We start from the raw sequence: 22,648 nt of genomic DNA on the forward strand, positions 1-22,648 counted from the left end.
GCGGATGCAGTACCGCCCCGGGCTCCTGGTCGGCTTCCTCGCCAGCACCGGGCTCGAGTTCGGGCCCTTCCTGTAACCCCCGCCCTTGAGAATCTTTAGGCGCCGGGGATCGGCCGGGCCACGCCGACCAGGGAGTCCAGCCGGCCGGCGTTGGCCGGGGCCAGCGGACTGCGGATCACCCGGGTGAGCGCGAGGCCGGCCCGGGCCAGCACCAGCGCGTGGGTGCGCGGCGTGAAGTGCCAGATGTGCTCGGTCGGCTTGAGCGTCCACCAGCGGGTGCCGAGCAGCCGCGCCGGCAGCGAGGAGACGTAGGGCGTCGAGAACAGGACGACGCCGTCGTCGGCGACCAGCGAGCGCACCGTCCGCCAGAAGGACAGCGGATCGGGCACGTGCTCGGCGGTGTCCCAGGCGCAGACGACGTCGAAGCCCGAGGCCAGCGGCGCGTCCTCCAACTGACCGCAGAAGACGTCGAGCCCGAGGGTGTCCTGGGCGTGCTGGGCGCCGGTGCGGGAGAGCTCGACGCCGGATGTCGTCCAGCCGGCCTCCCGCGCCGCGGCGAGGAACAGTCCGTAGCCGGCACCGACCTCGAGCAGCCGCCCGCCGGCCGCCGCGCCGCCGCGCTCGCGGTCGATGAGCGCGAGCCGGCCCGCCGTCCAGGTGCGCTGCAGCAGCATCGCCGGCGACCAGCCCCCCTCGGCCGAGGGGGCGCCGTCGTCGGCGTCGGCCGCCGCGCTGGAGACCGCCGAGCCGTAGACGCCGCCCTCGAAGTAGCCCACGTCGTCGTAGAGCCGCTGCAGTGCCTCGGGGCGCAGCCGCGGGCTGATGAAGACCAGCTCGCACTGCGGGCAGCGGACCACGCCGAACGGGGCGACGTCGTGCACCAGCGTGCCGGGCACCCGGCACAGGCAGCAGACGACGTCCTCGGTGTCCTGGGCCGTCCAGCTCGCGAGCTCTGTCACCGGGTCAGCCTACGGAGCGACCGGCCCGCTCCGTGGCAACCGTGGAGGTCGCGCCGGGCGTCGCCGGCCCGGCGGGAGGGTGGGCGGCCGACGCGGCGCTCCCGGCGGCCGGGTAGCGCGTGGCCACCAGGCCGGCCAGCCGCCGACGGACGACGGGGGAGACCAGCCCCTCGTCGGCGCCGGTGGCGAGCAGCTCCCCGGGGACGACGACGTAGCGGTCCGGGGCCGCCTCGGCCAGCGCGAGGAAGGCCCGGCGCACCGCCTCGGCGTCCGCACCCGCCGGTGCCGAGGTCACGGGGGAGTCGACGACGACGGTCAGGTCGGGCAGCAGCCCACGGGTGCCCCACAGCGACGTCCGGAAGATGCGGTCGCCGTCGAGGCCCTGGCCGGCGCCGTGGAAGGCGATCGAGGTGTCCACGTAGTGGGTGTTGACCACCACCCGGTTCGCCTCGAGCGCCGGGCGGATCACCGTCGCGACGTGCTGGGCGCGGTCGGCGGTGGCCAGCAGCGCGGCGGTGTGCGCCGTGACCGGTCGGCCGGTGTCGTCCACGGCCGGCCTCGGCTGCGGGAAGCCGGTGCCCGTGCCGGCCGGGGCCGGGAAGAGCAGGCCGCGGACCTGCCGGCCCAGCCGGGTGTCGCTGGGCTCGGCGGTGACCTCGACCGGGCAGCCCCAGTCGCGCAGCACCTGCGCCAGGTCCGCGGCGTAGCGGCGGGTCAGCTCGCGGTCGGCCCCCTCGACGACGACGAACAGCCCGGTCCCGTGCGACGCGGCGGAGAACAGGTCCGAGCGGCCCCAGAGCAGCCGCAGCACGTCGCGCACGCGGGTGCGCGAGCGGGCCGGCACCACCTGGCGGGTGGCGTACGCGCTGACCAGCAGGGCGATCACCCCGCCGACCAGCAGCGTCAGGCCGGGGCCGGTGAGGGTGAGCACCAGGTCGCCGAGGCGGATGTGATGGGTGCCCAGCAGGCCGGCCAGCCCGGGGCCGACCGCCACGGCCAGCAGCAGCACGATGCGCACCGAGGAGATGACGAAGGCGAACACCCGGCCGCGCAGCCGGTCCTCCACCTCGAAGCCGATGAGCGTGTAGCCGATGATCCAGCTGACGCCGGCGAACAGGCCCACGCAGAACGCCGCGGCGGTGGCCAGCACGAAGTCCCGCAGCAGTGACATGACCAGCAGCGCGACGCCGGCCAGCCCGATGGCGTGGGTGAAGACGCTCCGCCGCGGCACCGTGGGCAGGATGCGCGGGCCGGCCAGCATGCCGATGGCCAGGCCGGTGAAGACCACGCCGAACACGACCGAGTAGCCGGCGGCACCGGCGCGCAGCGTGGCCACGTAGAGCTGGGCCACGCCGACGGTGAGCCCGCCGGCCCCGAACGCGCCGATCACGCCGACGTAGAGGGCGCGCATGAACGGCTGCCCGCGCAGGAAGGCCACGCCCTCCACGACCAGCGCGAAGACGTTGCGCTGCGCGCCGTCCCGGTCGGCCGGCGTGCCGAGGAGGAGCCGGCGGGAGGCCAGCACGGTGGCGGCGCTGAGGCCGAAGCTGGCGGCGTTGAACACGAGGGCGACGACGATCGCCGTGCGCGCCTCGCTGCCGTCGCCCTCGCCCAGGAGCCGGCTGACGGTGGACAGCAGCGCGAACAGCAGGGCGGCGACGGGGACGGCGCCGTAGACGGAGAACAGCGACACCTGGTTGGCGACGGCGAGCCGCTCGCGGGGGACGATCGCCACCCACATCGCCTGCTTGGCCGGGTTGGTGAACAGCCCGACCGCCTCGACGAGGAACTGGGCGACGTAGAGCCAGGTCAGCTCGTAGGTGACCGCGATCGACAGGTACAGCGTGAGCGCCAGCAGCTCGCCGACCACCACCGTCGTCCGCCGGTCCAGCCGGTCGGCCAGCGCCCCGGCCAGCGGTCCCAGCACCAGGTCGGGCAGCAGCCGGGTGAGGATGACACCGGAGATCGCCGCCCCCTGCACCGCCAGCGACTCGTCGCTGGTGAGCTGCTGCGCCATCGCCGTGGTGGCCAGCAACCCCAGCCAGTCACCGAGGCTGGAGACGGTGATCGCGGCCCACAGCCGCCGGAAGACGGGGATGCGGACGAGCGCGAGGAAGGCGTTGTCGGGGCGTCCCCCGGCCGGGGGAGGGCCCGCCGGCGCGCGCTCCTCGGTCACAGTCCCCGCCGTCCGCTCGTCCGTCGCGACGGGGGAAGGGTAGTGGCGCGACGTGACCGGTCGGTGTCGTCAGCCCCCCGGTCGGGCGAGCGTTCAGGGACGGCGGCGGTGCAGCGTCACCGGAACGGGCGGCGGGCTGGCGGGGTGCGGGGCGACCAGGCCGCGATCCAGCCGCTCCTCGGTCAGCCGGCGCAGCTCCGCGTAGGCCGCCGTCCCCAGGAGGGCGGTGAGCTCGCCCTCGTAGGTGACCACCAGGGGCTCGGCGGAGACGTGCGCCGCCGGTGAGCCGGTGCACCACCAGTGCAGGTCGTGCCCACCGGGGCCCCAGCCGCGGCGGTCGAACTCGCCGATGCTCGACACGAGCACCCTGGTGCCGTCGGGGCGCTCGACCTCCTCCTGCTCGCGGCGCACCGGCAGCTGCCAGCAGACGTCGGGCTTGGTCAGCAGCGGGTGCAGCCCCTCGCGCAGTGCCATGCGGTGCAGCGCGCAGCCGGTGCCGCCGGGGAAGCCGGGCCGGTTGAGGAAGACGCAGGCGCCGTCGACCAGCCGGGTGCGCACCGAGCGGACGCCGCCCTCGTCATCGGCGTCGTCCTCCTCGGTCCAGCCGCCGCGGCCGACCGGGGCGAGCTGCCAGTCCTCGTCGGCGAGGTCGGCGACGGCGGCGGTCACCCGGGCCAGGTCGTCCTCGTCGGTGAAGAAGGCGCCGTGGCTGCAGCAGCCGTCGTCCGGGCGGCCCTCGACGACGCCGGCGCAGCCGCGGCCGAAGACGCACGTCCAGGCCGACGACAGCCAGGTCAGGTCGGCGCGGACGACGTGGTGCGGATCGGCCGGGTCGGGGAACTCGACCCACTCCCGGGCGAAGTCCAGCGGCACCTCGGGCGGGACGTCGTGCACCCGGCCAGCCTAGGCGGATCGCACCTGCCCGGACGGCGACCGGCAGACTGACCGCATGAGGCTCGGGGTGCTGGACGTTGGCTCGAACACCGTGCACCTGCTCGTGGTCGACGCCCATCGCGGCGGCCACCCGACCCCGCAGCACGACGACCGCTGGCTGCTGCGCCTCGCCGAGCACGTCGGCGACGACGACCTGCTGTCCAAGGACGGCGAGAAGGCGCTGCTCAAGGCGGTGCGCAAGGCGTGCGAGCAGGCCGAGAAGCAGGGCTGCGACGAGGTGCTGGCGCTGGTCACCTCCGCCATCCGCGAGGCCCGCAACGGCATGGAGGTGTTGGAGCGGGTCCGGGAGAAGACCGGTGTGGAGCTGCAGGTCACCAGCGGTGAGGACGAGGCGCGGCTGACCTTCCTCGCCGTCCGCCGGTGGTTCGGGTGGAGCGCCGGGCGGCTGCTCGTGCTCGACATCGGCGGCGGGTCGCTGGAACTGGCCGGCGGCCTGGACGAGGACCCCGACGTCGCGCTGTCGCTGCCGCTGGGCGCGGGCCGGATGACCCGGCGTTTCCTGCCCGACGCGCGCACCGGTGGGCGCCCGGACCTGAGCGCTCTCGCCGAGCTCGACGAGCACGCCGCCGACCTGCTCGAGCCCGCGGCGAAGAAGCTGCTGGCCGGCGGCCCGCCGGACCTGGTGGCGGCGACCTCCAAGACGTTCCGGACGCTGGCCCGGCTGACCGGCGCGGCCCCCTACTCGGCGGGGCTGCGCGCGCCGCGCCAGCTGACCCTCGAGGGGCTGGCGCAGCTGCTCGGCTTCGTCGCGCGCATCGAGTCCTCGGCGCTGGCCGAGCTGCAGGGCGTGTCGCCCGACCGCGCCCACCAGATCCCCGGCGGCGCCGTCGTGGCGCGGGCCGCGATGCGGGCGCTGGACGTACCGTCCGTGCGGATCTGCCCGTGGGCGCTGCGGGAGGGCGTCATCCTCCGGCGACTCGACTCGTTGGAGGATGAGAGATGAGCACTCCTCCCGACAGCCGCGGCGAGGGGCACCGCGACCCGGAGACCGGCGGCCGGCCGCTGGCCGACATCCTGCGCGAGGCCGGTATGGAGTCGCCGACCCGTGGCCGGCGCCGCCGCGGCGAGGAGCTCGAGGACACCGGCGTCCGCCAGCGCGGCGCCGGGGACACCGGGCGGGTCGCCGACCGGCCGGAGTTCAGCCGGCGTGCGAGCGACCGCACCGGGAGCCGGGCCGGGGACCGCGTCCGGGAGGCGATCGAGGACACCCCCGCGCCGACGCCCGAGCGGCCGGCCGGACGCCGGCAGGCCGAGCCCTCCACCGCGGCCATCCCCGGCCTGCGGCCCTCCCGCAAGCCAGGTGTCCCGACCGCCGCCGGGGCCACGCCGGACGGGACGGCGCGCGAGCGGGCGCCCCGGGCGCGGACGGCGGCCGCGGAGTCCGGGCCCCGGACCGGCCCGATCCCCGTCGTCCGGACCGACGACCCGCCGATGCTCGAGGACGAGGGGCTGGCGCCCCGCGAGGGTGCGCTGGCCTGGCTGCGCTTCGGTGGCGAGCTGGTGCTCGCGCTGGCCGCCGGCGTCGGCATCTACTTCCTGTTCACCGTGCTCTGGCAGCAGCTGCCCTACGTGGCCGTGCTGCTGGCCCCGGTCGCCGTCGCCGGGTTGGTCGGCGGCGTCAGTGCGTGGCGGCAGCGTCAGGACCGGGAGGCGGCCGGCGTGCGGCTGGTGGCGGTGCTGGTCTTCGCCGGCACCCTGCTCACCATCGCGCCCGCCGCCAATCTGCTCGCCACCGGGTAAGGACCCCTCTGCTCCCCGCCACTCGCGAGCTCGCGGCGGGACCCTGCAGAGGGGCCGTTCCAGCACGTCACCGGGCCCGGGTCGGGGCCGGCCTCCTCAGGCCTCGTCGGCGTCCTCGTCGTCCGCAGGCTCGGCGGCGAACTGCTCGACGATCGCGGCGGTGAACGCGTCGAGGTCGTCGGGCTTGCGGCTGGTCACGAGGTTGCCGTCGACGACGACCTCCTCGTCGACCCAGGTGGCGCCGGCGTTGCGCAGGTCGGTCTGCAGCGAGGGCCAGGAGGTCATCCGCCGCCCGCGGAGGACGTCGGCCTCGGCCAGCACCCACGGGGCGTGGCAGATCGCCGCCACCGGCTTGCCCGCCTCGAAGAAGGCCTTCACGAAGGCGACGGCGTCGGCGTCGGCGCGGAGGAAGTCGCCGTTGATGACGCCACCGGGCAGCACCAGCGCGCCGTACTCGTCGGGGTCGGCCGAGCTGACCACCGCGTCCACCTTCTTGGTGTCGCCCTTGTCGATGTGCTGGTAGGCGGTGATCTCGCCGGCCTCGAGGGACACCAGCTCCGGCTGGGCACCGGCCTCCTCCAGCGCCTGCCACGGCCGGTCGAGCTCCACCTGCTCCACGCCGTCGGTCGCGAGGACGGCCACCTTCAACCCGTCGAGTTCGTCAACCATGCGGCGGCGGCTACCCCGCCCCCGAGGAGCACACACGCCGCGAGCACTAGGTTCGGCCCCGTGCGCGCGCAGATCACAACCCCGGTGCGCCGCCTGCTCGACGCCCTCTCCGGAGTGGGCCCGCCGGTCGCCGACCCGGTCCGCGCCGCCGCCGACGCCGCCGCGGCGGGGTGCGCGGTGGCCCTGGAGCACACGCCCGCCCCGGACGCCGCGGCCGAGCTCCACGACCTCGTCGCCCGGGTGGCCGGCGCCGGACTGGCGGGTGCCTGCCAGCTCACCGTCCCCGTCGACCGGCTGGGCGCCGCGGCCGCCGGGGTGGTCGGTGCCGCGGCCGATGCCGGGCTGGACGTCGCGCTGGACGGCCCCCCGGCCGCGGTGGACGCCCTCGCGGCGGACGCCGGGCCGGTCACCGTGGTGGTCCGAGCGGCCGACGCCGGTGCCGAGGAGCGCTGCCGGGCGCTGGCCGGCGGGCGGGTGCGGCTGACCGGCTCGCACCTGCCCGGTCGGCGCGGTGTCGCTGCCGACCTGGCCTTCGTGCGCTGCCTCAACGTGCTGATGAGCGGGGCCGGGCGCCCCGGCGTCGGCACCACCGACCCGCGGCTGGTCGCCATCGCCGGCGAGCGCGCCGCCTGGAACGAACGAGCCCCCGACAGCTGGGAGTACGTCATGCCGTGGCAGGTCCGCAGCGAGCAGCAGCGCCGGCTGGTCGCCGGCGGGTACCGGGTGCGGGTGGTCCTGCGCTCGGGTCCGGCGACCCCCACCCTCCGTCCGGCGGGCCGGTGGTGAGCGCGGGGGAGGCCGGCCGCTCCGGCCTGGCCATCATCGGCGGCGGCAAGATCGGGGAGGCGCTCCTCTCCGGCCTGGTGCGCCGCGGCGGGCCCGACGGGATCATCGTCTGCGAGCGCAGTCCCGAGCGCGCCGCCCAGCTGTCGGAGCGGTACGGCGTCCCGGTGCTGGGGCTGGCCGAGGCCGCCGCCCGCGCCCGCGTGCTGCTGCTCGCGGTCAAGCCGCAGGACATCGGCACGCTGCTCGGGGCGCTGGCGGGCTCGGTGGACGCCGGTCACCTCGTGGTGTCGGTCGCCGCCGGCGTCCCGACGTCGACGATCGAGGCGGCGCTGCCCGAGGGCGTCCCCGTCGTCCGGGTCATGCCCAACACCCCGGCGCTGGTCGACGAGGGGATGAGCGTGCTGTCGGCCGGGGCGCACGCCGACGAGGGCCACCTGGACGAGGCCGAGGCCCTGCTCGCGGCCGTCGGCCGGGTGCGGCGGGTGCCGGAGGCCCAGCAGGACGCCGTGACGGCCCTGTCGGGCAGCGGACCGGCCTACTTCTTCTACCTGGTCGAGGCGATGGTCGACGCCGGCATCCTGCTCGGCCTGCCGCGGGACCTCGCCGCGGACCTCATCGTGCAGACCGCGCTGGGCTCCGCGGTCATGCTGCGCGACTCCGGGGAGCACCCGGTGCAGCTGCGGGAGGCGGTCACCAGCCCGGGCGGGACGACGATCGCGGCCATCCGGGAGCTGGAGCGGCACAGCGTGCGCGCGGCCCTCATCGCGGCCATCGAGGCGGCGCACGCCCGGTCGGTCGAGCTGGGCCGGACCACGCGGGACCGGTGACCGTACCGCGACGGAGCGTCGACGTGTCGACAATCCGTGACGGTGTCGCCACCTCTCGCCCACGACGCGCCCGGGCACATGTCGACGTGGCTACATAGGTGTAGTTCTGCCCAGGACGGACCGTTCCCCCTGTTCGTTTCTTCCATCGCTTCTGTCACGCATGTCCCCCTACTCTCTGTATCAGCACGTGCGGGATCCGTAGTCGGTGGGGAAGCCGACGCCCGGCGCGTGCCAGGTCCGGAGATGAAGAGATGACCATGCCCCAGCGCACCGTTCCTGCCGCCGCCTACGCCCGTCCGGGCGTCCCCGGCCCGCGCCCCGTCGGCCGTCCGATCCAGGCCGCCACCATGGCCCGCCCGATCCCGCCGCAGCACCCGGCCGCCATGCCCGTCGGCCGCCCGCCGGTCCCGACCCCCCGCGCCGCCGTCACCTTCCTGACGGTCGCCGAGGTCGCCAGCATGATGCGCGTCTCCAAGATGACCGTGTACCGCCTCGTGCACGCCGGCGAGCTCGCCGCCGTCCGCGTGGGCCGCTCGTTCCGCGTCCCGGAGCGCGCCGTCCAGGACTACCTGCGCGACGCCTACACCGACATCGCCTGACAGAGGACCCCCCTGCCCCCCACCGTGGAAGGACCCCGTCCTCCTCACCGCTCGCAGGCTCGCGGCGAGCCTCTGGACAGGGCCACGGCGGGACCCTGCAGGGAGGCCGTGGCCGCTGCTCCGTCCCTGACGGAGGTGCTGGTCCTCTCACACCACCCCACCCCCCTCCGGGTGGGTCCGGACGCCGGCAGGTCCACGCGGCAGCGTCGCCGCGGGACCGCCGGGTACGCTCGGACGCCGAGCGACGCCGGGACCGGTCCGGTCCGGGTCGTCGCACACGAGCTGATCACCTCGCGCGGCGCCCGGTGCGACCTCCCGGTCGACGGTGGCCGTCGCGCCGCAACGACGTCGGGAGCACGCACATGGGTTCGGTCATCAAGAAGCGCCGCAAGCGGATGGCGAAGAAGAAGCACCGCAAGCTGCTGAAGAAGACCCGCGTCCAGCGCCGCAACAAGAAGTGAGCTGACGCTCGTGCCGCCCGCCGTCGTCCTGGTCACCGGTGTGAGCCGGTGGCTCGGGGGTGCGCTGGCGGCCGAGCTCGCTCGCGACCGCGCCATCGAGCGCGTCATCGGGGTGGACACCGTCCCCCCGTCGCCGGAGATGCTCCGCCGGCTGGGCCGCACCGAGTTCGTGCGCGCCGACATCCGCAACCCGCTGATCGGCAAGGTCATCGCGACGGCCTCGGTCGACACGGTCGTGCACATGAACATCAGCTCCACGCCTGCCGGCTCCGGTGGGCGTGGGCCGATGAAGGAGCTCAACGTCATCGGCACGATGCAGCTGCTGGCCGCCTGCCAGCGGGCTGAGTCGGTCCGCCGGTTCGTGCTGAAGTCGAGCAGTGCCGTCTACGGCGCCTCCTCGCGCGACCCCGCGGTCTTCACCGAGGCGATGCAGGCCCGCCGGGTGCCCTCCGGGGGCTTCGCCCGGGACAGCCTCGACATCGAGGGCTACGTCCGGTCCTTCGCGCGCCGCCGTCCCGACGTCCGGGTGGCCGCACTGCGCTTCACCAACTTCATCGGTCCGCGCATCGACTCGGTGCTGACCTCCTTCCTGCGCATGCCGCTGGTCCCCACGGCGTTGGGGTACGACGCCCGCGTGCAGCTGCTCCACGAGGACGACGCCCTCGCCGTCCTGACCCGGGCGACCACCGGGGACTTCGCCGGCACCGTCAACGTCGGCGGGGAGGGCACGCTGCTGCTGTCGCAGGTCATCCGCCGCCTCGGCCGGCTGCAGGTGCCGCTGCCCTCGCCCGCACTGGGCTCGCTGGGCCGGTTCACCCGCCGGTTCGGTTTCGTCGACTACTCCCCGGAACAGATGCGCTTCCTCAACTTCGGCCGGGTCGTGGACACCACCGTGCTGCGCGAGGAGTTCGGCTACACCCCCCGGTACACCACCGAGCAGGCGCTGGTCGACTACGCGAGCACCGTCGTCCCGGTGATACCGCCCGAGGTGGTCGCCGGTATCGCCGGGCGGGCGCAGGCCCTCGTGACCCGCGTGGGCGCCACGGCCGGCACGGTGGGGGAGCGGCTGCGACCCGCACCGCCGTCCCCCGGACTGCGGGCGGTGCGCGATGCCTGAGGCCCGGGTCATCCCGCTGCGGCCCGACGACGAGGAGCCGCGGCTCCCCCCGCCGTCGTCCGCCTCGTGGGAGGAGCAGGTCGCCGACGGCCTGGAGTTCCTCCGCCGCCGGGTGACCGGCGACTACGACACCGACGAGTTCGGCTTCGACCCCGACCTCACCGACCACGTGCTGCTCCCGCTGCTGCGGCCGCTGTTCGAGCGGTGGTTCCGGGTGGAGACCCACGGCGTGGAGAACGTGCCCGCCACCGGCGGCGGGCTGGTTGTGGCCAACCACTCGGGCACCCTGCCACTCGACGCGATGATGGCCACGGTCGCCCTGCACGACGACCACCCGGCCCGCCGGCGGCTGCGGCTGCTCGGCGCCGACCTGGTCTTCGACCTGCCGTTCATCGGCTCGCTGTCGCGCAAGCTCGGCTCCACGCTGGCCTGCAACGAGGACGCCGAGCGGCTGCTCACCGGAGGTGAGCTGGTCGGGGTGTTCCCCGAGGGGTTCAAGGGAATCGGCAAGCCCTTCCGCGAGCGGTACACCCTGCAGCGCTTCGGCCGCGGGGGTTTCGTCACAGCCGCACTGCGCACCGGGACGCCGATCATCCCGTGCGCGATCGTCGGGGCGGAGGAGGCCTACCCGATGATCGGCAACGTCAAGACCGTCGCCCGGCTGCTCGGCCTGCCCTACTTCCCGGTCACGCCGACCTTCCCCGCGCTGGGCCCGCTGGGGCTGGTGCCGCTGCCGTCGAAGTGGCTGATCGCGTTCGGTGAGCCGATCGAGACGGCGTCCTACGGCCCGGCCGCCGCCGAGGATCCGATGCTGGTCTTCAACCTCACCGATCAGGTGCGCGAGACCATCCAGCAGTCGCTCTACCAGCTCCTCCTGCAGCGAAAGTCCGTCTGGGGATAGCGGGCCGCCCTGCGAGGTGCCGCGACGAGTGGAGGTCGGAGGCCTCCGCGAGGAGGGGCAGGCTGGGCTCCGTGCAGGTCGGGGACGGCACCTGGCCGCGGCCGGGGGCCGGTAGGCCGACAGTCAGGAGAGCTTGCGGCGGCGGAGAACCAGCGCGCCGCCGACGAGCCCGCCCGAGAGGGCGGCGGCCGCCACGGTGGGGACGCCGATCCTCGCGGCCTTGCGGCCGGTGCGGAAGTCCCGGATCTCCCAGCCGCGGGAGCGCGCCACCGCCCGCAGTTCGGTGTCCGGGTTCACCGCGACCGCGCGGCCGGTGAGCGTGAGCATCGGCAGGTCGTTGGAGCTGTCGCTGTAGGCCGTGCAGCGCGACAGGTCCAGGCCCTCGCGCTCGGCCAGCGCCCGGACCGCCTCCGCCTTGGCCTCGCCGTGCATCAGCTCGCCGACCAGCCGGCCGGTGTAGTGCCCGTCCACGACCTCCGAGACGGTGCCCAGCGCGCCGGTGAGCCCCAGCCGGTGGGCGATGATGCTGGCCAGCTCCACCGGCGTCGCCGTCACCAGCCAGACCCGCTGCCCGGCGTCGAGGTGCTGCTGGGCGAGCACCCGCGTGCCGGCCCAGATCCGGTCGGCCATGAGCTCGTCGTAGATCTCCTCACCGGCCTGCACGATCTCGGCGACCGGCCGCCCGGCCACGAAGGCCAGCGCGCTCTCGCGGATGGTGTGCATGTCGTCGGCGCTCTCGTTGCCGGCGATCCGGAACTTCGCCTGCTGCCACACGAAGCGGGTCATGTCGCGGGCGGACAGGTACTTCCGGGCGGCCAGGCCACGGGCGAACCAGAAGATCGACGCGCCGACCATCATCGTGTTGTCGACGTCGAAGAACGCCGCCGCGGTCAGGTCCGGGACGGCGGCCGGGGCGGGCTCGACCTCGGCGGCCGCGGCCGAGGCGGCGCCGGCGACGTGCGCCCGTGTCTCCTCGTCCGACACGGCCGCCGAACGCGCCCGGCGGCCGCGGAAGGGCAGTCCCGGCACGACGACCTCCTGTGGCTCCTCCACCGCCATCGCGGACGACCGGTGGACACCCGACCCTAGTGGCGTCCCCCGGCGGGCGGCCGAGGGCCCCGTGCACCGCTCGGCCGCCGCCGGGGGGTCAGCAGACCAGCGGCCGGATGCACACCGGCAGCGGGGTGTCGAGCAGCGGGGCGGCGTCGTCGGGCTCGACGGGGACGGCCGGTGGCGGCACCGGCCGCGGCGGGTCGGGCACCGGCAGCGGCGGGTCGACCGCCGGGGTGTCGGGCACCACCGGCGCCGGCCCGCCGCCGGCCCGGCCGGACGAGGACCCGCTGCCCCGGTCGCCGCTCCCGGAGCCCGGGGCGGACGGTGCCGGTGCCGGCTGCCGTGTCGGCGCGGGGGAGTCCGCCGACGTGTCGGCCGGGGGGTCGCCGGCGTCGGAGGCGGGGGCCTCGCCGGAGAGGACACCGCCGCCGTCGCCGGACGGGGCCTCGTCAGCGGGCGTGCCGCTCTCCGGCGCCTCGGCCGGGCACTCCCCGGGGACCGGGCCCAGCTCGTCGGAGCCCGCGGTCGCCGGGCCGGCGGCGCAGGTGAGTGCGGTCTGCAGCCGCGTCGCCCGCCCGGACACGTCGGCGAGCAGGTCGAGGGACTCCTGCGACGCAGTGGTCGTCCCCGCGGGGAGCCCGTCCCGCAGCGCGCTGAGCCCGGCGGTCTGTTGCCCGGCCCAGTCGGCCAGGTCCTCGACCGGAGCGGGATCCCGGCCGGCGACCGCCCGGGTCGTCAGCAGCGAGGCCCCCTCCCGGGTCTGGGCGTCCATCGTGTCGAGCAGGCCGACCACGTCGCCGACCGCGGGGTCGCGCAGGCCGGCGAGCTCGGCGAGGCGGGTCTCGGCGAACTCGAGCAGCGTCAGGCCGCGGTCGTCGCCGGCGAGGGCGAGCTGGGTCTGTTCGGTGCCGCGCTTGACGCCGTAGAGGACGTCCCCCGGCCGGGCGTCGGTGGACAGCGCCACCAGCGTGCCGAGGGCGGTGACGGTCATCGCCGCACCGGCCAGTCCGGCAGTCAACCGGGTGCGCCACGCCGGGGGCGCGTCGTGGCCGGCGCGGGCGGCCAGCAGCCGCCGCAGGCCCGAGCGCCGGGCGGGCTGCGGGGTGCGGACGGCGGCCATCGCGACCAGCCGCTCGCGGGTGGCGGCCCGGAAGCGGGCGTCCGGTGCGTCGTCGAGGTCGGTCGCCAGCTGCTGCAGCCGGGCGACGACCGCGTCCTCCTGCTCGCGTACGACGGCCCGCCGGCCGCCCGGCGGTCCGGTGCCGTCGCGCGTGGTCACCTGGTGCCTCCGAGGGGTCGGTCGGTGGGGTCGCGACGCTCCCCGGTGGAGCGTCTCCACCCCTGGAACGACACCGCCGACGCGGCCGTTACGGGGTACCGGTCGGTAACAACCGCGGGGGTCACCGCAGTCCCTCCGGCAACAGGCTGGCCAGCCGGCGGACGGCGCGGTGCTGCAGCGCCTTGATGGCGCCGTCCTTCTTGCCCATCACCGCGGCGGTCTCGGCCACTGAGAGGCCCTGCAGGAAGCGCAGCGAGATGCACTCCTGCTGCTCGCTGCCCAGCTGCCGGATGCAGGCCAGCAGCTGCTCGTTGGTCAGCGCCTGGACGACGGCGTCCTCCGGCCCGTCGGTGACGCGGTCGGCGTCGCGCATGTCCGCGATGGTGACCTCGAGCCGGAACCGGCTGCTCTTCACGTGGTCACGGACGATGTTGCGGGCGATGGTCACCAGCCAGGCGCCGACGTCGCGCCCCTGGAAGGACAGCGAGTCGATCCGGCGCAGCGCGCGGACGAAGGTCTCGCTGGTGAAGTCCTCGGCCTGGGCCCGGTCGCCGACCCGGTGCAGCAGGTACCGGTAGACCATCGTCACGTAGTGGTCGTAGAGGCGGCCGAACGCCTCGGCGTCGCCGTCCTGGGCCTGGCGGACCAGCGCCCAGACGTCGACGACCGGCGGCGGCACCGCCGCACCGAGGGCGGCGAGCTCCTCGGCGACCTCCTCCTCGGTCGCCTCCTCCGCCAGGGCGTCGGGGTCGTCGGCGACCTCATCCGGCGGCGTCACGGCCTCCTCGGGCGGAAGGCCGCCGTCTGCTCTGGGCGCCGGGGCGGGGCGCGGCAGGGGCTCCGGTGACGGCAGTGTGTCGCCGGCCGGGCGTGGGTAGGGAGTGGGCCGCGGACGCGACCCGGCGGACGGCGCGGGCGCCGGCACCGTTGCAGGGACGCGTTCGTCCGCAGGGTGCGACCGTCGCATCCGTCCGTCCTCCTCGTCCACCGCCGGGACCCCCGTCGTCCCCGGCCCGTGACGCCCGGTGGACGGGGTCGCGGTGCTGCGGGTCGGAGCCCATGGTGACAACATCGCTGCGGTCCGTCCACGCCACCCGGTCGAGGGCCGGTGCCAGGCGCCTCCCCGCGGGTGGCCATGACCGCTCCACCGGAGGAGATGTGCATGACCGACGTCGGTAGCTCGCTGTCCGTGCTGGTGCGCGCGGCCGCGGAGGACCGGGCGGACGCGCCGGCCGTCGTGGCCGGCGAGGAGCGGCTGAGCTGGGGCGAGCTGGACGCGCAGGTCGACCGCGCGGCCGCGGGCTACGCCGCCCGCGGGCTGACGCCGGGCCAGCGGGTGGCGGTGCAGCTGTCCAACGGCGTCGACTGGCTGCGGGCGACGCTGGGTGCCCTGCGCGCGGGGTTGGTCGTCGTCCCGGTCAACACCGCCTACACCGACCCGGAACTGGAGTACGTGCTCACCGACTCCGGAGCGTCGCTGCTGGTCGCTGCCGCGGACCGGCCCGCGGTGGCGGGGGTGCCGGTGCTCACCGGCCCGCCGGCGGACGACGCCGCGCCGCCGGCGGTCCCCGAGGACCAGGCCGCGGTGGCCTTCCTCTCCTACACCAGCGGGACCACCGGCCGGCCGCGTGGCGCCATGCTCTCGGCGGCCGCGCTGCGGGCCAACCAGGAGCAGTGCCTGCGGATGGACCCGGCGCCGGTCCGGCCCGACGACCGGGTCCTGCTGGTGCTGCCGCTGTTCCACGTCTACGGGCTCAACGCCGGCTTCGGCCTGGTCGCCGCGACCGGCGCCTGCGCGGTGCTCGTGGAGTCCTTCGACCCGGTCGGTTCCCTCGAGGTCATGGCCCGCGAGGAGGTCACCGCGGTCCCCGGCGCCCCGCCGGTGTTCCAGGCCTGGCTGGCCGTCGCCGACGCCGCCGGGTCCGACGCCCTCCTGCGCCGCGCCTTCGCCGCCGTCCGCATCGCCTCCTCCGGTGCCGCACCGCTGCCCGAGGAGGTCTGGACGGCGATGCGCGAGCGCGCCTCGGTCACCGTGTGGGAGGGCTACGGGCTCACCGAGGCCTGCCCGGTGGTGGCCAGCACCCTGGCGACCGGGCGGGCCAAGCCCCGCTGCATCGGCGGGCCGATCCCGGGCGTGGAGCTGCAGCTGCGCGACACCGCGCTGCACGAGCCGCTGGAGGAGGACGAGGTCTCGGTGCCCGGCGACCTCGCCGAGGACGGTCCGGGCGAGATCTGGGTGCGCGGCCCCAACCTGTTCTCCGGCTACTGGCCCGACGGGGTCGACGGTCCGGACGGCGAGGGGTGGCTGGCCACCGGCGACCTCGCCTACGCCGACGAGGACGGCGACCTGCACCTGGTCGACCGGCGCAGCGACCTCATCCTGGTCAGCGGCTTCAACGTCTACCCCGCCGAGGTGGAGCGGGTGCTCGACACCCACCCGGCCGTCGCCGAGAGCGCGGTGATCGGCGTGCCCGACCCGCAGACCGGCGCCGCCGTCCGGGCCGTGGTCGCCCTGCGGCCCGGGCAGCAGCTGGGGTTCGAGGAGCTGCGCGCGCACGCCGCGGCGTCCCTCGCCCGGTACAAGGTGCCGACGTCGGTGCAGGTGCTGAACTCGCTGCCGCACTCGCTGACCGGCAAGGTCAGCCGGGCGCGGCTGCGCGAGCTGGGCCTGGCCCGCGCCGAGGAGGAGTCCACGGTGGCGCCCGGGGGCGACGGTGACCGCTGACCCGCCCCGGCTGCAGCTGCTGACCCGGGCCGACTGCCACCTCTGCGCCGTCGCCGCGGAGACCCTCGAGCGGCTCGCCGCCGAGGCCGGGCTCGCGGTCGCGGAGGTCGACGTGGACGCCGACCCCGAGCTGCAGGCCGAGTACGGCGATCGGGTGCCGGTGGTCCTGCTCGACGGGCGCGAGCACTCCTACTTCACCGTGGACGTGCCCCGGCTGCGGCGGGACCTCGGCCTGTGAGGGGGAGCCCCGCCGGCCGGACCCACCTCTGCAGCCCACGGCTGCCACTCCCGCGCTGCTCCTGACGCCCCCGCGCCGCTGCAACGGCGCGGGAGCGGGTGGAACGGCGCGAGAGTGCGGCAGCCGACGGGGTCGCGGCTCACCCGACAGGGTCCGCGCGGAGGGCGCGGGGTATGGTCTCCACCACAGCGGAGCCCATCTGCGCTGGGGAGCGGCCTCCTGGCCCCCCGGCGACTTTGTTCCTGCGTTCACAAGCGGTTACCGTGGCGTTCGCCGGGCGGCTGACCGCCCGGGTCCCCGATGTCGTTCGACCGCATCCGGCACCCGCCGGACCTCCGAGCGCGACCGTTTGTGGAGAGCCACATGACCGAGCCTGCGAGGTCATGCGACGGCACAGCTCCTCAGGGCACGGGGTCGACGAGCGCCGGCGAGGAGTGGCCCGTGTCCTCACCCCGGCCCCGGATCCCGGAGGCCACCGTCGCCCGCCTGGCCGTGTACCTGCGTGTGCTCAGCGGGCTGGCCGACGGCGGGCGCAGCAACGTCTCCTCGGGTGAGCTCGCCTCGGCGGCGGGCGTGAACCCGGCCGGGCTGCGCAAGGACCTCTCCCACCTCGGCCCCTGCGGGGTCCGCGGGGTGGGCTACGAGGTGGCCACACTGCGTGACCGCATCGCCCGCGTCCTCGGCGTCGAGCGGTCCCGCCCCTGCGTGCTCGTGGGGATCGGCAACCTGGGCACCGCCCTGGCCGACTACGCCGGCTTCGGCAGCCGCGGGTTCCGCTTCGTCGGGCTCTTCGACGCCGCCCCGGACCGCGTCGGCCGGCGGATCGGCGGCCAGCCGGTGCGCCCGATGGCCGAGCTGGACGAGGTGGTGGCCGCCACGGCGGCCTCGATCGGGGTCATCGCGACACCGGCCGACGTCGCCCAGTCGGTCTGCGACCGGCTGACCGCGGCCGGGGTGAGGAGCATCTTGAACTTCGCGCCGGTGGCGCTGAACGCGCCCGCAGGGGTCGACGTCCGCCAGGTCGACCTCTCCGTCGAACTGCAGGTGCTCGCGTTCCTCGGTCAGCAGCGCGGCGCGACGGTGGAGGTGACGGCGTGAGCCTGCTCGCGGTGGGGGTCAGCCACCAGACGGCCCCGGTCGCGCTGCTGGAGCAGTTCGCGATGGGCGCCGACGACACCGTCAAGGCGCTGCACGAGCTGGTGGGCAGCGACCACGTCAGCGAGGCGATCGTGCTGGCGACCTGCAACCGGGTCGAGGTCTTCGCCGAGGTCGACCGGTTCCACGGCGGCGTCACCGACGTCAGCCGGGTGCTGGCCCGCCAGGCCGGCGCCACGGTGGAGGAGCTCTCCCCGTACGTCACCGTGCACTACGAGGACCAGGCCGTCGCGCACCTGTTCACCGTCGCGGCCGGCCTGGACTCGATGGTCGTGGGGGAGACCCAGGTCCTCGGGCAGCTGCGCAACGCCTACGCGCTGGCCCGCGAGCAGGACACCGTCGGCCGGGCGATGCACCCGGTGGCGCAGCGGGCGCTGCGGGTCGGCAAGCGGGTGCACTCCGAGACCGGGATCGACAAGGCCGGCGCCTCGCTGGTGTCGGTCTCCCTCGACCGGGCCGAGGAGCGGATCGGCTCGCTCGCCGGCCGGCCGGTGCTCGTCGTCGGCGCCGGCTCGATGGGCGCCCTGGCCGCGACCACGCTGGCCCGCCGCGGCGCCGCCGTGACCGTCAGCAGCCGCACGCCCGCGCACGCCGAGCGGCTGGCCACCTCCGTCGAGGGCCGGGCCGCCGACCTCGCCGACCTGCCCGCGGAGATCGCCGCCGCCGATGTGCTGGTCACCTGCACCGGGGCCCGCGGCATCGTCATCGGCACCGAGGTGGTGGCCGGCGCCATGCAGTCCAGGATCGGGGCCGCCCCGCCGGACCGGCCGCTGGTCGTCATCGACCTGGCGCTGCCCCGGGACGTCGACCCGAGCGTCGCCGCGCTGCCCGGTGTGCACGTGGTCGACCTGGCCCTCCTGCAGGGGGAGCGCACCGCGGAGGGCGCCTCGGCCGCGAGCCCGGTGGCGGCGGACGACGTCGCCGCGGCGCACGCGCTGATCGAGGCCGAGACCGCGCTGCTGCGGGCCGAGCGGCAGGCCGCCGCGGTCGCGCCGACGGTCTCCGCGCTGCGCAGCCAGGCCGCCGAGGTGGTCGATGCCGAGCTGCTGCGCCTGTCGACCCGGCTGCCGGACCTGGACGCCCGCGCCCGCGCCGAGGTGGCCCGCACCGTCCGCCGCGTCGTCGACAAGCTGCTGCACGAGCCGACCGTGCGGGTGAAGGAACTGGCCAGCGCCCCCGGCGGCGTGGACTACGCCGACGCGCTGCGGGCGCTGTTCGGCCTGGGCATCGACGCCGAGGTCATCCCGGAGCGGACGAACCTGGCCGAGGCGGTCACCGTCGACCCCGACGAGCTGCGTCCCGGCGGTGCGTCGTGACGGCGACCTCGACGGGCACCCTCCGCCTGGGCACCCGCGCCAGTCAGCTGGCGACCACCCAGTCGCAGGCGGTCGCCGACGCGATCACCGCGGCCAGCGGCGTCCCGGTCGAGCTGGTGCACATCAGCACCGAGGGCGACCGCTCCTCGGCCGCGATCGCGCAGCTCGGCGGCACCGGCGTGTTCGTGACGGCGATCCGGCAGGCGCTGCTCGAGGGCACCGTCGACGTCGCCGTCCACAGCTACAAGGACCTCCCCACGCTGCCCGAGCCGGGGCTGACCATCGCCGCCGTCCCGCCCCGGGAGGACCCGCGCGACGCGCTGGTCGCCCGTGACGGGCTCACCCTCGGCGAGCTGCCGCCGGGCGCGAAGGTGGGCACCGGCGCCCCGCGGCGGGTCGCCCAGCTGCGCGCGCTGGGCCTCGGTCTCGACGTCGTGCCGATCCGCGGGAACGTGGACACCCGCATGGCGCGGGTCGTGCCGGGCGATCTGGACGCCGTCGTGCTCGCCCGCGCCGGGCTGTCCCGGCTGGGCCGGTCGTCGGCCGTCACCGAGATCCTGGACCCGCTCCAGGTGCTCCCCGCGCCCGCGCAGGGCGCGCTGGCCGTGGAGTGCCGCAGCGACGACGAGCGGACCCGGCAGCTGCTCGCCGTCCTCGACGACGCCGACACCCGTGCCTGCGTGGTCGCCGAGCGGACGACGCTGGCGGCGCTGGAGGCAGGCTGCAGCGCGCCGGTCGCCGCGTACGCCGTGCTGGCCGACGGGGAGGACGGCCCCGAGCTGTTCCTCCGCGCCTCGGTCACCGCGCTCGACGGCAGCGACGGCGTCCGCGGCTCGCTCACCGGGCCGCCCGCCGAGGCCGAGCGGCTCGGCCGCGAGCTCGCCGCGGAACTCCTCGACCGGGGCGCCGCCGAGCTGATGGCGGCCTCCCGGTGAGCCGCACCCCCCCTGCCGGGCAGCAGGACCCGGCCTCCCATACCCCCGCACACCAGCCCTTCCGGGCTCTAGACAGGAGCACGCGATGACGCGCTTCCGCAAGCAGAACGGCGGGACGGCCGGCACGGTCGTCTTCGTCGGCGCCGGCCCGGGCGACCCCGGGATGCTGACCGCCCGGGCCACCGCGGCGCTCGCCGAGGCGCACACCGTCCTCGTCGACCCCGACGTCCCGCCGGCGATCGCCGAGGCCGTCCGCGCCGACCGGGCTGAACTCGAGCTGACCCCCGCGACGGGCGAGCCGGCCGAGGTGGCCAAGGCCGCCGTGGCCGCCGCCAAGTCCGGCGGCACCGTCGTCCGGCTGGTCGCCGGCGACCCGTTCACCTCCGACGACGTGGTCAAGGAGGTGCTGACCGTGGGTCGCACTTCCGTCGGGTTCGACGTCGTCCCGGGTGTCGCCTCCTCCACCGCCGTGCCGGCCTTCGCCGGTGTCGCGCTCGGCGGCACCTCGCTGTCGGCCGACCTGCGCGGCGGCGAGGCCGACCTGGCGACGCTGGCCACCGCGGCCAAGGCCCTGGACGCACCGCTGGTTCTGCAGGGCAACGCCGAGGACCTCCCCGACGCCGCCGCGCGGCTGGTCGAGGGCGGGCTGTCCGGCTCGACCCCGGTCGTCGTCACCACCGGCGGCTCGGGCACCGGGCAGAAGAGCGTCGTCGCCAAGCTCGCCGCCGTCGCCGAGAAGAACGCCGGGCTGGACGCCGTCACCGGTCCGGTCGTGGCCACCGTCGGGTCGGCCGTCGACAAGCGCGCCCGGCTGTCCTGGTGGGAGAGCCGGCCGCTGTTCGGCTGGCGGGTGCTGGTGCCGCGCACCAAGGACCAGGCCGGCGAGATGAGCGACCGGCTGCGGGCCTACGGCGCCGTCCCGGTCGAGGTGCCCACCATCGCCGTCGAGCCGCCGCGCAGCCCCGCGCAGATGGACCGCGCCATCAAGGGCCTGGTCACCGGCCGCTACGGCTGGATCGTCTTCACCTCGGTCAACGCGGTGAAGGCCGTCCGGGAGAAGTTCACCGAGCTGGGCCTCGACGCCCGCGCGTTCGCCGGCGTCAAGGTCGCCTGCGTCGGCGAGTCCACCGCCGACGCGGTGCGCGCCTTCGGGATCGTGCCGGAGCTGCTGCCCACCGGGCAGCAGTCCAGCGAGGGCCTGCTGGCCGACTTCCCGGAGTACGACGACGTGCTCGACCCGATCAACCGGGTGCTGCTGCCGCGCGCCGACATCGCCACCGAGACCCTCGCCGCGGGCCTGCAGGAGCGCGGCTGGGAGATCGACGACGTGACCGCCTACCGCACCGTCCGGGCCGCCCCGCCGCCCGCCCCGGTCCGCGAGGCGATCAAGGGAGGCGGCTTCGACGCGGTGTGCTTCACCTCGTCGAGCACCGTGCGCAACCTGGTCGGCATCGCCGGCAAGCCGCACGCCAAGACCGTCGTCGCGGTGATCGGGCCGCAGACCGCGGCCACGGCGCAGGAGTTCGGCCTGCGGGTCGACGTCCAGCCCGAGACCGCCGCCGTCGGCCCGCTGGTCGACGCCCTGGCCGAGCACGCGCTGTCCCTTCGCGAGGCGGAGGGCGGCGAGGAGCGGTGAGCGGCGGCTCGAGTCCCGGGTTCGCGCGCGGGCGTCGGCTGCGGTCGACGCCCGCGCTGCGGCGGCTCACCGCGCAGACCCGGCTGGCCCCGGCCGACCTCGTGCTGCCGGTCTTCGTCAAGGAGGGCATCGACGAGCCGCAGCCGATCAGCTCGATGCCCGGCGTCGTCCAGCACACGACCGACTCGCTGCGGAAGGCCGCCCACGAGGCGGCCGAGGCCGGCATCGGCGGGCTGATCCTCTTCGGCATCCCGTCGGAGAAGGACGCCGTGGGCTCGCAGGCCGACGCCGCAGACGGGACCGTCAACGTCGCCCTGCAGCAGCTGCGCGCCGACCTCGGCGACGAGCTGGTGCTCATGGCCGACCTGTGCCTGTGCGAGTACACCGACCACGGGCACTGCGGCCTGGTCACCCCGGCCGGCGTCGTCGACAACGACCCGACGCTGGACCGCTACGCCGCCGTCGCCATCGCCCAGGCCCAGGCCGGGGCGCACGTCATCGCCCCCAGCGGGATGATGGACGGCCAGGTCGCGGCGATCCGGCGGGCGCTGGACGGCGCGGCCTTCCAGGAGACGCCGATCCTCGCCTACGCGGCGAAGTACGCCTCGGGCTTCTACGGCCCGTTCCGCGAGGCCGCCGAGGGCGCGCCGCAGTTCGGCGACCGCTCGACCTACCAGATGGACCCGCCCAACGCCGACGAGGCGCTGCGCGAGGTGGCGCAGGACCTCGCCGAGGGCGCCGACGCGGTCATGGTCAAGCCGGCGCTGCCGTACCTGGACATCGTCGCCCGGGTGGCCGACGCCGTCGACGTCCCGGTCAGCGCCTACCAGGTCAGCGGCGAGTACGCGATGCTCGAGGCGGCTGCGGCCAACGGCTGGGTGGACCGGCAGCGCGCCGTCCTGGAGACGCTCACCGCCATCCGCCGGGCGGGCGCAGGGACCGTCCTCACCTACTGGGCGGTGGAAGCGGCCCGCTGGCTGCGCTGATGGGGCGGGCGGGGGACGACTACGTCCAGTCCGGGGGCTCCTGGCGGCCGCTCTGGCTGGTCGCCTGGGTCCTCGAGCTCTTCGTCGTCCTGGACCTGGTGCTGCGCCGCCCCGACCTGCCGCCGCTGCGTGGGGT

General features: G+C 75.7%; 22 protein-coding genes. 15 read left to right on the top strand and 7 right to left on the bottom strand.

What is annotated here, in order from left to right; translation table 11 throughout:
- Nucleotides 1-95: 95 nt before the first annotated feature.
- The 3 genes from CNO22_RS15845 to CNO22_RS15855 form a co-directional block, all read right to left on the bottom strand.
- Nucleotides 96-959: a class I SAM-dependent methyltransferase gene (locus tag CNO22_RS15845; protein ID WP_100500280.1), complete on the bottom strand. Its 864-nt coding sequence runs from the start codon at nucleotides 957-959 to the stop codon at nucleotides 96-98.
- Between the two features lie 4 nt (nucleotides 960-963).
- Nucleotides 964-3,135 (bottom strand): bifunctional MFS transporter/dTMP kinase, encoded by a 2,172-nt coding sequence (locus CNO22_RS15850; protein ID WP_100500281.1) that lies wholly within the window; start codon nucleotides 3,133-3,135, stop codon nucleotides 964-966.
- Between the two features lie 93 nt (nucleotides 3,136-3,228).
- On the bottom strand, nucleotides 3,229-4,029 hold the full coding sequence (locus CNO22_RS15855; RefSeq protein WP_100500282.1) for a hypothetical protein: 801 nt from the start codon (nucleotides 4,027-4,029) through the stop codon (nucleotides 3,229-3,231).
- 55 nt (nucleotides 4,030-4,084) lie between these two features.
- Between CNO22_RS15855 and CNO22_RS15860 the strand changes: the two genes are divergently transcribed.
- Nucleotides 4,085-5,032, top strand: coding sequence for a Ppx/GppA phosphatase family protein (locus CNO22_RS15860; protein WP_100500283.1), 948 nt, complete (start codon nucleotides 4,085-4,087; stop codon nucleotides 5,030-5,032).
- A complete protein-coding gene (locus tag CNO22_RS15865) occupies nucleotides 5,029-5,829 on the top strand; it encodes a hypothetical protein (RefSeq protein ID WP_100500284.1) in 801 nt (266 codons plus the stop codon). Before CNO22_RS15860 ends, CNO22_RS15865 begins: the two co-directional genes overlap by 4 nt.
- Before the next feature lie 96 nt (nucleotides 5,830-5,925).
- Here the strand turns inward: CNO22_RS15865 and CNO22_RS15870 are convergent, their stop codons facing one another.
- Nucleotides 5,926-6,498 carry a type 1 glutamine amidotransferase domain-containing protein gene (locus tag CNO22_RS15870; protein ID WP_100500285.1) on the bottom strand — a complete coding sequence of 191 codons (573 nt, stop codon included), beginning with the start codon at nucleotides 6,496-6,498 and terminating at the stop codon, nucleotides 5,926-5,928.
- Nucleotides 6,499-6,558: 60 nt separating this feature from the next.
- Between CNO22_RS15870 and CNO22_RS15875 the strand changes: the two genes are divergently transcribed.
- From CNO22_RS15875 to CNO22_RS15900, 6 genes are all read left to right on the top strand, one after another.
- Nucleotides 6,559-7,284 (top strand): hypothetical protein, encoded by a 726-nt coding sequence (locus CNO22_RS15875; RefSeq protein WP_100500286.1) that lies wholly within the window; start codon nucleotides 6,559-6,561, stop codon nucleotides 7,282-7,284.
- Complete coding sequence (gene proC / locus CNO22_RS15880) at nucleotides 7,281-8,111, top strand: pyrroline-5-carboxylate reductase (protein WP_100500298.1); 831 nt, start codon at nucleotides 7,281-7,283, stop codon at nucleotides 8,109-8,111. Before CNO22_RS15875 ends, proC begins: the two co-directional genes overlap by 4 nt.
- Before the next feature lie 257 nt (nucleotides 8,112-8,368).
- Entirely contained in the window at nucleotides 8,369-8,710 is a 342-nt protein-coding gene (locus tag CNO22_RS30355) for a helix-turn-helix domain-containing protein (protein ID WP_232807079.1), read from the top strand.
- A gap of 362 nt (nucleotides 8,711-9,072) precedes the next feature.
- On the top strand, nucleotides 9,073-9,171 hold the full coding sequence (locus CNO22_RS15890) for a 30S ribosomal protein bS22 (RefSeq protein WP_012854759.1): 99 nt from the start codon (nucleotides 9,073-9,075) through the stop codon (nucleotides 9,169-9,171).
- 10 nt (nucleotides 9,172-9,181) lie between these two features.
- On the top strand, nucleotides 9,182-10,288 hold the full coding sequence (locus CNO22_RS15895) for an NAD-dependent epimerase/dehydratase family protein (RefSeq protein ID WP_100500287.1): 1,107 nt from the start codon (nucleotides 9,182-9,184) through the stop codon (nucleotides 10,286-10,288).
- Complete coding sequence (locus tag CNO22_RS15900; RefSeq protein ID WP_100500288.1) at nucleotides 10,281-11,189, top strand: lysophospholipid acyltransferase family protein; 909 nt, start codon at nucleotides 10,281-10,283, stop codon at nucleotides 11,187-11,189. The genes CNO22_RS15895 and CNO22_RS15900 overlap by 8 nt, the downstream gene beginning before the upstream one ends.
- A gap of 123 nt (nucleotides 11,190-11,312) precedes the next feature.
- On the opposite strand, the gene CNO22_RS15905 is transcribed toward CNO22_RS15900, so the two are convergent.
- The 3 genes from CNO22_RS15905 to CNO22_RS15915 form a co-directional block, all read right to left on the bottom strand.
- A complete protein-coding gene (locus CNO22_RS15905) occupies nucleotides 11,313-12,218 on the bottom strand; it encodes an HAD family hydrolase (protein ID WP_198588373.1) in 906 nt (301 codons plus the stop codon).
- Nucleotides 12,219-12,336: 118 nt separating this feature from the next.
- On the bottom strand, nucleotides 12,337-13,521 hold the full coding sequence (locus CNO22_RS15910; protein ID WP_100500290.1) for a DUF5667 domain-containing protein: 1,185 nt from the start codon (nucleotides 13,519-13,521) through the stop codon (nucleotides 12,337-12,339).
- 121 nt (nucleotides 13,522-13,642) lie between these two features.
- On the bottom strand, nucleotides 13,643-14,299 hold the full coding sequence (locus CNO22_RS15915) for an ECF subfamily RNA polymerase sigma factor, BldN family (protein ID WP_232807080.1): 657 nt from the start codon (nucleotides 14,297-14,299) through the stop codon (nucleotides 13,643-13,645).
- A 384-nt stretch (nucleotides 14,300-14,683) separates the two neighbouring features.
- Here CNO22_RS15915 and CNO22_RS15920 point away from each other — a divergent pair, with 384 nt between their 5' ends.
- From CNO22_RS15920 to hemB, 7 genes are all read left to right on the top strand, one after another.
- Entirely contained in the window at nucleotides 14,684-16,246 is a 1,563-nt protein-coding gene (locus tag CNO22_RS15920; protein WP_100500291.1) for an AMP-binding protein, read from the top strand.
- Nucleotides 16,236-16,484: a glutaredoxin family protein gene (locus CNO22_RS15925; protein ID WP_100500292.1), complete on the top strand. Its 249-nt coding sequence runs from the start codon at nucleotides 16,236-16,238 to the stop codon at nucleotides 16,482-16,484. Before CNO22_RS15920 ends, CNO22_RS15925 begins: the two co-directional genes overlap by 11 nt.
- 441 nt (nucleotides 16,485-16,925) lie before the next feature.
- On the top strand, nucleotides 16,926-17,582 hold the full coding sequence (locus CNO22_RS15930; protein ID WP_198588374.1) for a redox-sensing transcriptional repressor Rex: 657 nt from the start codon (nucleotides 16,926-16,928) through the stop codon (nucleotides 17,580-17,582).
- Nucleotides 17,579-18,955 carry a glutamyl-tRNA reductase gene (locus CNO22_RS15935; RefSeq protein ID WP_100500294.1) on the top strand — a complete coding sequence of 459 codons (1,377 nt, stop codon included), beginning with the start codon at nucleotides 17,579-17,581 and terminating at the stop codon, nucleotides 18,953-18,955. Before CNO22_RS15930 ends, CNO22_RS15935 begins: the two co-directional genes overlap by 4 nt.
- On the top strand, nucleotides 18,952-19,890 hold the full coding sequence (hemC, locus tag CNO22_RS15940; RefSeq protein ID WP_100500295.1) for a hydroxymethylbilane synthase: 939 nt from the start codon (nucleotides 18,952-18,954) through the stop codon (nucleotides 19,888-19,890). The genes CNO22_RS15935 and hemC overlap by 4 nt, the downstream gene beginning before the upstream one ends.
- A gap of 85 nt (nucleotides 19,891-19,975) precedes the next feature.
- Nucleotides 19,976-21,526 carry a uroporphyrinogen-III synthase gene (locus CNO22_RS15945; RefSeq protein WP_100500296.1) on the top strand — a complete coding sequence of 517 codons (1,551 nt, stop codon included), beginning with the start codon at nucleotides 19,976-19,978 and terminating at the stop codon, nucleotides 21,524-21,526.
- Nucleotides 21,523-22,512: a porphobilinogen synthase gene (gene hemB, locus CNO22_RS15950; protein WP_100500297.1), complete on the top strand. Its 990-nt coding sequence runs from the start codon at nucleotides 21,523-21,525 to the stop codon at nucleotides 22,510-22,512. Before CNO22_RS15945 ends, hemB begins: the two co-directional genes overlap by 4 nt.
- Nucleotides 22,513-22,648 lie beyond the last annotated feature (136 nt).

The sequence above is a fragment of the Geodermatophilus chilensis genome (assembly GCF_002802985.1).
Lineage (GTDB): Bacteria > Actinomycetota > Actinomycetes > Mycobacteriales > Geodermatophilaceae > Geodermatophilus > Geodermatophilus chilensis.

Bases quoted from the DNA above. Each gene is read 5' to 3' on its own strand.
- CNO22_RS15860 (WP_100500283.1), top strand. From the start codon at position 4,085: ATGAGGCTCGGGGTGCTGGACGTTGGCTCGAACACCGTGCACCTGCTC.
- CNO22_RS15865 (WP_100500284.1), top strand. From the start codon at position 5,029: ATGAGCACTCCTCCCGACAGCCGCGGCGAGGGGCACCGCGACCCGGAG.
- CNO22_RS15870 (WP_100500285.1), bottom strand. From the start codon at position 6,498: ATGGTTGACGAACTCGACGGGTTGAAGGTGGCCGTCCTCGCGACCGAC.
- CNO22_RS30355 (WP_232807079.1), top strand. From the start codon at position 8,369: ATGCCCCAGCGCACCGTTCCTGCCGCCGCCTACGCCCGTCCGGGCGTC.
- CNO22_RS15890 (WP_012854759.1), top strand. From the start codon at position 9,073: ATGGGTTCGGTCATCAAGAAGCGCCGCAAGCGGATGGCGAAGAAGAAG.
- CNO22_RS15900 (WP_100500288.1), top strand. From the start codon at position 10,281: ATGCCTGAGGCCCGGGTCATCCCGCTGCGGCCCGACGACGAGGAGCCG.
- CNO22_RS15920 (WP_100500291.1), top strand. From the start codon at position 14,684: ATGACCGACGTCGGTAGCTCGCTGTCCGTGCTGGTGCGCGCGGCCGCG.
- CNO22_RS15945 (WP_100500296.1), top strand. From the start codon at position 19,976: ATGACGCGCTTCCGCAAGCAGAACGGCGGGACGGCCGGCACGGTCGTC.